This window comes from Candidatus Syntrophosphaera sp. (assembly GCA_019429425.1).
GTDB lineage: Bacteria > Cloacimonadota > Cloacimonadia > Cloacimonadales > Cloacimonadaceae > Syntrophosphaera.
Map to the genome: position 1 here is coordinate 18,440 of JAHYIU010000008.1, position 12,688 is coordinate 31,127.

The 12,688-nt window shown below is 53.0% G+C and carries 9 protein-coding genes; 8 read left to right on the plus strand and 1 reads right to left on the minus strand.

Translation table 11 applies throughout. The annotated features are described in order from the left end of the window. Positions 1-250: 250 nt before the first annotated feature. Positions 251-826, minus strand: a complete 576-nt coding sequence (locus tag K0B87_01785; protein ID MBW6513466.1) for a hypothetical protein — start codon at positions 824-826, stop codon at positions 251-253. Between the two features lie 813 nt (positions 827-1,639). On the opposite strand from K0B87_01785, the gene K0B87_01790 reads away from it, so the two are divergent. From K0B87_01790 to K0B87_01825, 8 genes are all read left to right on the plus strand, one after another. After that, positions 1,640-2,098 (plus strand): hypothetical protein, encoded by a 459-nt coding sequence (locus K0B87_01790; protein MBW6513467.1) that lies wholly within the window; start codon positions 1,640-1,642, stop codon positions 2,096-2,098. 996 nt (positions 2,099-3,094) lie between these two features. Continuing rightward, positions 3,095-6,175: a carboxypeptidase regulatory-like domain-containing protein gene (locus K0B87_01795; GenBank protein MBW6513468.1), complete on the plus strand. Its 3,081-nt coding sequence runs from the start codon at positions 3,095-3,097 to the stop codon at positions 6,173-6,175. 47 nt (positions 6,176-6,222) lie between these two features. Beyond that, positions 6,223-6,948, plus strand: coding sequence for a MotA/TolQ/ExbB proton channel family protein (locus K0B87_01800; protein MBW6513469.1), 726 nt, complete (start codon positions 6,223-6,225; stop codon positions 6,946-6,948). Between the two features lie 12 nt (positions 6,949-6,960). Further along, positions 6,961-7,434: a biopolymer transporter ExbD gene (locus K0B87_01805; protein ID MBW6513470.1), complete on the plus strand. Its 474-nt coding sequence runs from the start codon at positions 6,961-6,963 to the stop codon at positions 7,432-7,434. 12 nt (positions 7,435-7,446) lie between these two features. Further along, positions 7,447-7,872 carry a biopolymer transporter ExbD gene (locus K0B87_01810; protein MBW6513471.1) on the plus strand — a complete coding sequence of 142 codons (426 nt, stop codon included), beginning with the start codon at positions 7,447-7,449 and terminating at the stop codon, positions 7,870-7,872. A gap of 9 nt (positions 7,873-7,881) precedes the next feature. Next, on the plus strand, positions 7,882-8,532 hold the full coding sequence (locus tag K0B87_01815) for an energy transducer TonB (GenBank protein ID MBW6513472.1): 651 nt from the start codon (positions 7,882-7,884) through the stop codon (positions 8,530-8,532). 18 nt (positions 8,533-8,550) lie between these two features. Further along, a complete protein-coding gene (locus K0B87_01820) occupies positions 8,551-11,625 on the plus strand; it encodes a hypothetical protein (protein MBW6513473.1) in 3,075 nt (1,024 codons plus the stop codon). 10 nt (positions 11,626-11,635) lie between these two features. Then, positions 11,636-12,667, plus strand: a complete 1,032-nt coding sequence (locus K0B87_01825; protein MBW6513474.1) for a PorV/PorQ family protein — start codon at positions 11,636-11,638, stop codon at positions 12,665-12,667. Positions 12,668-12,688: the final 21 nt, after the last annotated feature.

Consider the following 12,688-nt stretch of genomic DNA (forward strand, 5'->3'; position numbering starts at 1 on the left):
TGGCAAATTCCGATTTGCCACAGCGGTCACAGACCGCTTCTGAAGGCAATCTTGCTGCCTTTGCCGCTTCTCAAGATCGGTAACCCGCCGGTTGTTCACTCCGGATTTGACGCGCCAATCACCCACTCGATTTGAAAGAGAGCCAGAAATATTTCTTGAATTCTTCTTCGATATTTCCACAATACCTTTCCCAGAAAGGAAAAAAGGCGGGGAAAGCTCCCCGCCTGTTGTGGTTGTAGGTTTGGCCTGATCAATCAGGGCTTTCTATCCAGCGAAATTCAACCCCGGTCTGGACGTGATCTTTGAGGTAGTGATACACGTCGGGATCGGAGATCCGCAGCTTTCGCAGCAGGTATTTGAAGGCCTGGAACTTCCGCTGATAATCCTTCGTATCGCTGCTGGGGAAATACTTGATCCCCCCGCCGGGATGCGTGATCTCGCGGATGTGCCGCAGGATGTCCTCATATTCCTTCTGCTTTGATGCGGCTTCGCGCTCGTGGCCCAGTTCAAGGTCGGCGGCGATCTTTTTTTTCAGCCTCTCGCAGCATTGGATATAATCCGCGAGAGCCCGCATATCGCTCATCTCGACCTTGCGTTCGACCAGAACGCCTCTGGTGTAGCGCGGCTGCGCCACACCCAACACGAACTCGGGGTCGGGGGAGATGACTTCCGCGAGGGACGTGCCCTCAACCGGCAGTATGCTCTCCACCAACCTTGCGCCTGTCAGACCCCGATATCTGGCCAGGGCTTCCCTGGCCTGCTTCAGCAGAGAATGCTCCGGTGTCTGGGACGAGGGGCTTCCAATGTTACTCGAGCCCTCAATCATTGAGCCTCCTTGAGGGTTTGGGGGTGAGTCGGCTGATTGACAGCCTGGGCACTGCCCGGGTGGAAGCGCTGGTTAGACCGGCTTCCGGCATGGACTTAGGATGGGCCGCGATTAATGGCGCCATTTGTGTCTCCTTTCCGGAAGCGTTTTCACACTCTGGACTGAAATTTTCCCCTGTCCCTTAAGGGACAACCCGGAAAAAACTTCTTGACAGTTTACGCAAGCTTGCAAGTGTTGGCTCATCAAAGGGTAACACTTGCTGTTACAGAACTGCCGCGAGCGCGCCAACGCTTCCGGCTTTCTTTATTTTTGGCCCCGGATTGGGGCATATCGCACTCTATGAACTGGCATATTAGCAGCCTCCATGTTCGACCGCCAACCTGAAAGACAATCTAAGCAGGCGCCAAATCCTGGCCAGCCACATGTATTTCGCTGGGACTTAAATGCCTGCCTATAATGGCGTTACCTCGTTTTGGAGCGCTTCGCCGCCACTCCGCCGAGGGTCAATCCGCACGCTATGAACTGGTTAACTGGCAGCCAGTGTTTGGGACTGCCAATCTGGTGCCATTATTTTCAGGGCAAATATCCTGTCAAGGAATCAGTGGAAAAATTTTTGCTTCGCCAACTTACTGGCATAAAAGAATTTAAGAATTTTTAACTGTTTTTGGCATTTCTTTGTTTCCCTCTGCTATCCAACTGCCAAAAATACGGTTAAAATTTATCGCTCTTCCACCCGGATTCTCATCCTCTATATATATGGAGGGATGTAATTCCCCTGGGAAAATCGGGCATCCCCCAAAGGAGGACAGAGAAATGAAGGTTATCTTCAAGTACGGGATCAGCACCTACTCGGGCACCATCGACCAGATGGTCTATGGCAGCTACCGCGACGGCAAGCTCTGCATCGGGCGCGAGTACGTCTATCCGACGCTGACGGCTTACAATGAGCTGCTGGGCAGTATCGCCAGGAATCTGAGCACGCTCTACGCCGCGGCTTCGGTGGACTACAAGGCCGACCTCAAGAGCTACAGCCAGCGCAACGGCTCCCAGAACGTGCCCAAGACCAAGCTGCCGCCCACTGCCTACGCCATCTTCATCAAGTTGATGTACGCCTGGCAGAAGGCGGATTCGGAGCATGTCGACCTCGCCAGCCTGACCGCCAGCGACATCGGCACCGTGGGCCTGGGAGTGGTGGATACGCTCAAGGCCGCGATCGACAACGACCTGCTGGACAGCGTGAGCGTCTACGACGACCTGACCGGGGTGTTTTAGGCGTTAAGCGTTACGGGTTACGGGTTACGGGTTACGCGTGACTCGAAAGGGGAAAAGGGGAAAAGGGCAAAAGGGTGGAAGGGTGGAACCATGTAGCCGGAGGATTCCGATCCTCCGCAAGGGGAGGAAGCGGAAGCCCCGGAGGGGCGATAAAACTTAGCCCAGGGTGGAAACCCTGGGTATGGGAAAGATAACGCTCCCTACCCCGGATTCCCCACCCCACCAAGTGCGCGGCTCTCAATGAGCCGCGAACAATGGTGGGGTGGGGCTTTGACAAATATGTGAAATCAACGCCTCATACCCCCAGGGTTTACACCCTGGGCTAAAATATGCCGCTCCTGCGGAGCTTCGCCGACGAGGACGTCGGCGTTCCCAAGCGCCACCCTTCCACCCGATTTAATCAGCGCTGATCTGCTCTTTAAGACTATTGAATAATACACACAAAGCCAAGTTTATGTCTCTCGGCAATGGCTCTTGTCATCCCAGGCTTGACCCGGGATCCAGTGTTCTTGATTGCATACAAGGGTCCAAACTACTGGTTGCCCGTGTAATAGGGATGTTAAAGACTGGATCCCCGGGTTAACCACCCCACGAATTCGCTTCGCTCCTCCGCGGGGAATCCGGAGCCCGGGATGACAAGCAATGCCGGTAATCTTAGTGAAAATCACTATGTGCAATAGTCTTACAAAATGAAGACCCAGCTAATCGGTTTTAAAGATGGCCATTGTTTTTATGGCTGAAAGCTTTCCCGAACCGGAAATCCAAATTTCAGGCTGATTACTGAGTTTGGGAATTTGCATCCGTTAGACAGATAGCTGGTTACGCTGCCATGAACGAATCTGGCCGGGGCTAAAATGCGGGAAATCGAAAAAACACTTGACGATTTTGGGATGGCCAGATAATCGCAACTTACGAAGAAATATCGAGTGACACGACCCCTAAGTTCTTTATAATAAAGTGAATAAAAAAAAGATATTCGAGAAGGGAGGTTTATCGATGCGTAGATTTGCATTGATCCTGCTGATAATGTTAATTGGCGGCGTCGCCATACTGAATGCCGCCACAACCGGCCGCCTCGCGGTACGGGTGCGTGACAACCAAGGAAAACCCATCGAGTTTGTGAATGTGGTCGTTATGCAAGGTACCAGACGCGTAACCGGAGGCCAGACAAACGACAAGGGAACCGCGATCATCATCAACATCCCCCCTGGCATGTACACGGTCAGATTTTCGCTCATAGGTTACGACACCTATACTTTCAACGATGTCCGCATCCAGGTGGATCAGACCGCGAACCTATCCCCCGTGATGAACAAATCCGGGATCCGTCTGGCCACGGTTGTCGTGACGGCTGAGCAGGACAGGGTGGAAAAGGACCGCGTCGGCTCCTCGCGCCAGATCGAAATGGACCGCATCAGCGACGTTTCCGTGAGTGACGTGGCCGGTATCGTTTCCCTGCAGGCGGGGGTCACCAACATCGGCGGAGAGCTGCATATCCGCGGCGGACGCGCCAACGAGATAAACTTCACCGTGGACGGCATGTCCGTATCCGATCCTGTGGACGGCGGCAGCGCCCTGCAGGTCGATACCGACGCCATCAGCGACATGAAGGTCATGACCGGCGGTTTCCCGGCCGAGTATGGCAACGCGCAATCCGGGGTGATCAACATTGTCACCAAGGACGGGGACGCCTTCTATTCGGGAAAGCTTGAATTCAATACCGACCATTTGATCGGCGAAGGCAGAAATTCCGACGTGATCAAGTTCGCCTTCGGCGGTCCCATCTGGCCTTTGGGCGGAGAGGACCTGCGCGAACGCCTTACGTTCTATATGAACGGAGGAGGCGAATGGCTGGATGGACGGCTGAAGGACTATTACATCGGCGACCCGATGCAGGACTACCTTTTCTATGATGAAGACCATGATGAAGACCAAGATCCCTACAGGCAACTGCTTGAATATGAGTATCCCCGCTATGATCCTTACGAGATCAGGGACAATTTCCTGGGCTTTGATCTGGGCAACCGTAATTACAACTCCTACAATGTGAACCTGAAGACCAAATATGTGCTCAGCCCAACTCAGCGCTTCACCCTGGCCGCCAGAGGAGACCGCTCCTTCAACCTGCCCCTGGCTTACAGCTGGCGCTACGCCTTGCATCACTATGCCTTTGACCAAACTGAGCAGAGGCAATATATCGGAACCTATGACCATGTGTTCAATTCGGCCATGAACCTGAAAGTGAAGGCAAGCTATTACGAGAAAAACAGTAATTCAGGGCCGCGCGGCATCGACAGGGACAATTACATCTACCAGGTGATCGATCCCGACAATCCCGGCGAGGACTATGTGGATAACGTCCTGATGGGTTATCAGGGCTGGAACACGGTGGATGGCATCGGCAACCTGTCCGATGGCGTCTATAGCCCGGACTACGATGGCGACGGGATCAGCGACGCGGATTTCCTGCCCGCTTACATGTGGACCTACCGCATCGCCAGTGTTGAAGACCCACGCCGGATCCCGGGTTTCAACGCCCCGGGCTCCATCTATTCATTCTTCGTTGATGACCAAACCACGTCCCTGAATGCCAGGGCCGACTTTGAATACCAGATAAACGACACCCATCTGGCCAAAACCGGTTTGGAAGTGATCAAGCACACCATTAAAAAGAACCAACTGCAAAACTTCCTGAATATCTACGAAGACCGCTTCCAGGCCAGCCTGAGGCGTGTGTTCGACATGGATGATCTGGTCTGGATACCTGATCCTGAAAATCCTGCCGATTCCATCTACATTAAGCCAACCGAACTGCATGACATCTACGAGACCGATGACGGCATCATTATCCCAATCTACAAGCCCGATGCCTATTTCAACGCGGCCAAGGAAGCCTCCGGCAAACGCGACGGCTATCAGGCCGACCCCTGGCAGATTGCCTACTATGTCCAGGACAAGATGGAATGGGAGGGAATGATCGTCAATGCCGGGCTGCGGTTTGACCTCTGGTATCTGGGCGACCAATACAAGGTGCTGCTGGACAGCGGCGAATACAGGGCCGTGGAGTTTGACAAAGACGAACGCCTGCAGGTAATGGTCTCCCCCCGCCTGGGAGTATCCCATCCGATCACGGACCGCGACGTACTGCGCTTCGCCTACAACTATCAGAATCAGCTGCCTCAAATGCAGTTCATCTTTACTTCCAAGACTCCGGCCGACGCCAATGTTTCTGATCAGGCCATAACCGTGGGCAACACGAATTTGGAACCTCAGATCACCGTCACCTACGAGGTCGGCCTTTCCCATCAACTCTCCGACGACTATGTAATCGACATGACAGCGTACTACAAGAATCTGTACAACTATGTCAGCACGATCAAGGAAAACGATCCCAACGAGCCTCAGATCAGCTGGTATAAATTCATCTCGGAAGACTACGGCTCTGCGCGGGGAATAGACATCCAGCTGGAAAAACTGATGTCCAATTTCAACACCTGGACGATCGCCTATTCGCTGGCCTGGGCCCAGGGAAACAATTCCACAACAGTGATCCAGGATGAGGCTACGAACCTGCGCGAATTTCCTCTGGATTGGGACGTTCGCCACAACATGAGCGTCAACTATACCTTCAGGATCGGACGGGGAGAGGAGTTCTTCATTCCCTTCACCGATTACATCCTGCCGCTTGACGATTTCAGCGCCAACCTGAACTGGAGCTTTGCCTCCGGCTCTCCCTACACTCCGCAAAGCGAGATCGGCACCAGCTTCCTGGATACCAACAGCAAGCGCAAGGATCTGACCCAACAGGCCAACCTGCGCCTGACCAAAGGCATCACCCTCTCCAATAAAATGAACATCAGGGTCTTCCTCGATGTGGAAAACCTGTTCCAGAACAGAAACATCCTAACCGTGTATCCGAAAACAGGGTCACCCTATTCCACCGGAGAGATCATTGCCGATTCCAACACCGGCTACACCTACCCCGAAGTGGCCTTTGTATATAACAAAGCCATCCGGAACCCTGCCTTTACCAATAACCACCGCGGCGTAACGCTGGGTGTATCGTTCAATTTCTAGAAATCCCATGGAGGAATAATAAAATGAGAAACAGATTCTCGAAGATCATGCTGATAGTTATGCTGATGGGCATGCTGCTCACCAGCTTTGCCTTTGCTCAAACTGCCGAACCTGAAGTGCAGGGAAACTCCGGCCTGAAAGGAGTCGCTGAGTTCCTGTTCGGACGTTCGCTGGTCAACTTGTTCATCAACGGCGGCTGGGTGATGTGGCCCCTACTGGCAGTGGCCATTTACGGCATTGCCTATATCATCTGGAAATTCATCGCCCTGATGTATGCCAAGATCAACCTCAACGAATATCTGAACAAGATCCTTCCGCTGCTCAAGGACAAGAAGATCAAGGAAGCCACAGAGCTCTCCAAAAGTACCCGCGGCCCCGTGGCAGCGGTGGTGTATGCCGGCCTGCTCAAATCGGACAAAGGCATCGACGCCGTGGAAAAAAGCATGGAAAACGCGGCCATGATCGAGATGTCCTATCTTGAGAAAGGTTTTGTGGAGATGTCGACAGCCATTACCCTGGCTCCCATGCTGGGATTCTTCGGTACCGTCACCGGTATGATCGTGGCCTTCGATGCCATCTCCAAAGCCCGCTCCGTGGATGCAACGATCGTCGCGGACGGTATCAAGATCGCTCTTATCACCACCCAGGCCGGTCTGGCCGTGGGTATTGTGGTGCAGTTCTTTTATAACATCTTTACAACCATGGTCGATGGCGTCGTCATAGATATGCAGCGTGCCTCAGAGAAGGTTACAGAAGCCCTCATCGAGTCCTGATAAGGGGGAATAATGAAAGTCAGCCGCAAAAGGAAGCGAAAAGTTGAAATTCCGAACGCTTCGATGTCGGATATCGCTTTCCTGTTGATCATCTTCTTTATGGCAACCACGAAGTTTGACATCAAGGAAGGTGTTAAGGTACAGCTCAATAAAGCTGTCTCGGCGGAACAGCAGCAAACCACAGAGGTGAAGCTCACCGAACTCGAAATGACGCGCATCGAGATCACCGAATCAGGGCTTTTGAAGATCAACACCGAGGAACCCAGATCCTTCACCGATGATGAACTGAATAGGCTCATCCTGGAGAAGATCGAAATGCGGGACAGATTGAACCGGGAAAGCACTGATCCGGAAGTGAGACAGATGAAAATGCTCTTTCTGGTGAAAACCAACACAGAGGCCAAGTACAACGATATGGTGCGGGTGGTTGATCATCTGGTCACCTATCGGGACAGGGCCATGATCTCGATTTCAACCCAAATATAGGAGCGTGAAGAAATGGCTAAGATAAAAAGCAAAAAAAGGCCCGATGCCTATATTCCGAACTCCTCAATGTCGGATATAGCGTTTCTTCTGCTGCTCTTCTTCATGGTCTCGACCGTGTTTGTCCAGGAAAGAATATTCTGGGTGCCACGGGAGCGATTCCCGTTTGCCTCTGAAAACATAGACCGCGTTTCCCGCAATGAATCAGCGACGATCTATATCACACTCAAAGAAGAGATCCTGATCGATGATTTTCCGCGCTATGTGGATGACAATTCGATCATCGATGCCATGCAGGCCAAGGCCAGGGAGATTCCCTCGCTGCAAGTCTGTTTCCGCACGGACAAAGACACCCGCTACCAAGCTGTGCGCGACGTCATGATGCGCCTTCAGGACGCGGACACGCGCAACATTGTCTTTGAAGTGCAAAGGAGACAATAGAGGTATATCATGGCTGAAAAGACATTTGACTGGAAAGACATCGCCAACGCTCAGTTCAGCAAAGCGCTTGCTTTGGCGATAACCATCATGCTGTTCGCCTTTCTGGTGACTCCCCGCATGGAGTCACAGAGAAAAAGGGATACCGTGATCCAAGCGGAAATTGCTGAAGCTCCGCCGGATACCCGAGAAAAAGAAGATACACCCCAGGAACAGGAGATCCAAATCGACATCCCCGTGATCAGCGAGGAACTCGCCACCGAAGATACTCCCGAACTTCAGGCTGAAAGGGCAATGGCCTTGCAGCAGTTCGGCGATCTTCAGTCCACGACAAGTTCCGCACTGCAACAGGGCGCTGATGACCGTCCCTTTGATTTCGTTCCCTGGGATGACCCGCCAGTTCCAATTGGAGCGATCAGGCCGGTCTATCCTGATTTTGCCCGCCGCGCCAATGTGCAGGGAACGGTCATGCTGGAAGTTGACGTCTATAAGGACGGTTCCGTCGGCAACATCCGCGTCCTGCGTTCGGTGCAAGCCGGAGCGGGCGGACTTGACGAAGCCGCCATCAGTGCCATCCGGGCGATCAGGTTCCAACCTGGCCGGAGCAGTGGAAATCCGGTGGATACCACAGTCATCGTGCCTGTAGAATTTAAGTTAAATTAGAAATATTGGGAGAAATGCATGAAGTTTAACAAGATCGTGTTTTGCCTGCTGCTGGGCTTACTGTTCATCGGTTTGTCCTATGCGGCCATGGTGGAATCCTCAACAGGAACCAAAAAGCTTGATCTTTCCCTCTACCATGATGTTGGCAACATCTGGCTGAGGATGAGCAATTACGGCTTTTTCGGCTCCGGCGACGATGTGGTGCCGCAGTATCCATCCCTGGAATATCCCGGAGGCAGCGGTATTGACTACCTTTATCAGGGAGCCCTGTGGTTCGGGGCCAAGAAATACCGCCGTGATGATGCCGGCCGAAAGCTTTTCTGGCGGGCACTCAATCCCAGCGCGGATAGCACTGGCACAGTCGCCGAAGGAGCCCCTGGCTGGGAACCATGGATGAAACCGGTGGTTGACACCCTGGTCACCGTGGGATTTGATGGCGATCTGGATTTGTATGAGTTCCTGCCTGCTTATAACCCTCTTGTGGCTGGTAACGCTCAGGCAGTGGATATGTACAACGCCTATAATGGCCTGGACGGGATCGCCGTGGCGAGCTCACGCACCCAAAAACGTGGTGTCGATGACGACGGCGACGGGATCATCGATGAAGACTTCGTGGGATACACTTTCCCTCTGAGAGTGGCTTCTGAGCTGCCAAGTCAATTCCAGGTGTTTGGCGGCCAGTATATCCACAACACCAATAATTTTAACATCATAAACGAGGGAACGAATATCGAGATCTGGTTCCCGCTCGGATTCATGGACCTGTCCGACAGGTCACACACAAATTACGCTTTCTCCAACCCGCTTGACGATGACGGGGACGGCCTGATAGACGAGGATGGGGCACCGGTTTCCGAACAGGACTTCGTCTCGTTCTACTACGATTACTGCCCCTTCGGAACCGTCGGTGATCGAGATCTTGGCCAATCCAGAGGCCAGAACAGGCATTATCCACTCAATGTCCGCGTTCGCCAGATGTCATACCAATGGAGTTATGACTACATCAAAAACCTGGTCTATGTCGAATTCAATATCACCAATATGAACATTGCCACCCAGGACACTCTCTTTGACTGCGCCATGGGCGTATACATGGATTGCGATTGCGGTCCCCAAAGCATGGGTCCGGAAAAAGCAGCAGATGACGTATCCGGTTATGTCAAGGGTGAAGGATACGAGTTTGCCTACACTCGCGACGCCGACGGCGATGGCGGCCTGACCACCGGATTGGTTGGCGCGCGCGTTTGTACTCCTGATCCGGAGCAGCTTCAATTCCATTGCTGGTATTGGAAGGTCGGCGATGGCCCTGATGATGGCAATCCCTATTCCTTCAACTTCTCACCCCAGCGCACAGCCAACGAGAAGTACTGGCTGCTAACCGGCAGAAATCCCAATGAGGCCAAATTCGCTCCCTTGCGCCCGGAACAGGACGACCTGACTGAGTATGAACAACCCTCCCCCAACGATACGCGCTTCCTCTTCTCTTTCTATGGGGACATGCAGGGTTACACGAATGCCACCGAGAACTCCTGGAACCTGGAACCCGGAAAAACCATGAAGATTGTGATCGCGGTGTTTCCCGGTGACAACAAAGAGGACTTGAAAAGGACCGCACGCTGGGCCAAGGAGATCTACGGCCAGGCTCAAACCCTTACCACAGTTGTCTTGCCAGATACCTTCCCACATTACAATCCACCTGAACCACCCGAGATTCCCAAACTCTATGCAGAGCTCATGGATAACGGAGACCAGGTCGACCTCTATTGGGACAACCGCAGTGAATTCTCCTATGACACCAAGACTGTTAGCAGCGCCATTATTGGCTGGCAGAATCCGAACAGCCCCTTTTTGAAAGTCGGGCTGGACAGCGATCCCAGCACAGTTGACTGGAGCAATTTCCCGCCGCAGTTCCAACCACCCACGAACCCAAATCTGTACAACATGAATGCCATCGTGAATCCCTTTACGGCCTACCGCCTGCGGCATGATTTCCAGGGCTACAGCACCTGGGGGAGAAGTGGAAGCGGCTCGGCGGAAGACTGGACCATGATGGACCGCTGGGACAAGGTGGAAACGGCACAGGATTTTGCCGATTATGTGGTTAACATCAACAGCCCGCATGCTGATTCCCTCTTTGTTGATTTCGGCGGATACCTGGGCATCGACAAAGGACTGCCCAATAAAAATGCCTGGAATGGTACTTATACCGATTTCACCCAGCTTGATGAATTCTACACCTACATTCCGAATTTCGCGGACACCTTCTACGGTTGGCCAATCTACGATCCCAGCGTTGAATGGAGCCCCGATTTGGAGGATATGGCATTGCAGATCGCTCAAGCTAACGCCGGGCTGCCCGACGCGGAGATCAAGAACCTGCAGGCCCGCCTCTTCAAGCATCCTGAAATGCGAGCTGAGATCTTTGACGAACTCTATGACTCCAAGATGATCCCGATTCCGGGGCACGGTGGCCAGGTGTACATTCCCGCTGATCCGGACGACCCGGAGGAAATGGCCTTGCTCACTGACCTCAGAAATCAACGCCTGGCCCGCAGATACTATCACTCGGCGATCTTGTATCCCCGCAAAGGTGTCGAATATTATGCTGCCGTTACAGCTTACGATCGCGGGATTCCCTCCAACAACCTGAACTTCCTGGAAACCGGACGTGACGCCGATGCCAACATGAAGATCTTCTTCCCCGGCTCAGTGGCTCAGGAAACCATGGACAACATCTATGTCGTGCCCAATCCCTACATAGGCAGAAGCAAGTTCGACGGACGCCGCACCAATGACCAGAAAGGAGACAAGAGCCGCAGGCTGTGGTTCATCAATCTTCCCGAACGTTGCGACATCAGGATCTACACTCTGGCCGGAGACCTTGTGGATACGATCAAGCATGACGGCTCCTATCAGGCAGACATAATCACCGTATCCAAGGCTGCTGCGCAGGGTATCGCCTCTAGCGGCATTCACGACTGGAACCTGCTCTCCAAAAACAACCAGATCATTGCGCCCGGAGTCTATCTCTACTCTGTGGAAAACAAAGCCAACAACAAAGTGAAAGTTGGCAAATTCGTCATCATCAAATAGGGGAGGAATTGTGAAAAAACATATCATTCTCGTTATCGCCATCAGCATCCTGCTGCTGCCGGGACTGCTTTCCGCCAAGCCCTTCGGCAAGGTTGGGACCGCGGCCCTGCAATTCCTCAAACTGGGTGTGGACGCGCGCGCGATCGGCATGGGAGAGGCCTACACCGCCGTAACTGACGATGTATCTTCAGTTTATTGGAATCCTGCCGGGCTCGCCCCAGCTTATGAAAACCAGGTCTTCATCTCCCATACCAACTGGCCTGCGAACATCATGCACGAATTCCTTGCCGGCACATATACCAACGGCGTTTCCACCTTTGCCGCCTACGCCTCCGTTCTGCACATGGATGACATCGACATCACGGATGAAGAAACATTCGGACCGACGGGTGAACAGTTCACGAACAGCAGCATGGCCTTCGGCCTTAACTATGCGCAGCAGTTCACGAACAAATTCTCGGCCGGCATCGGAGTCAAATACCTGCGCGAGAATCTCTATGAATTCTCCGTTAACAGCTATTCCTTCGATCTCGGTTCCATCTACAACACTGGCTGGAAAAATGTGAAGATTGGAATGGCTCTGCGCAACTTCGGCCCGGACATCCGTTACCTTGTGGATGACGACGAGGACGGAGCCTTTGATGAAGACCCGTTCGACCTGTTTGACAACGATGGAGACGGCCTCATCGATGAAGACGGCCCCGAACTCGATTCCAAGATCCCCATGAGTTTCTCCCTGGGGATCAGCGGTGACCTCATGCGCAGCGACACTTCGCATTGGATCGCCTCGCTCCAGTTGGATAACGTGATTGACCGCATGGAAACCTGGAACATCGGCACGGAGTACAAGCTGGGAAACCTCTTCCTGCGTGCCGGATATCAACTCAATTATGACACCAACGGCTTCAGCGCCGGGGTCGGTTATCAGATCCCCACCCGCTTTGCCATTTTCAACATAGACTATGCCTATACGGACATGGGCGCCCTCGCGGAAAACTTCCTCAAGAGCGCTCACCGGCTGTCCATCAAGATGAGATACTAACCTTGCCAAAAAATATGGAGG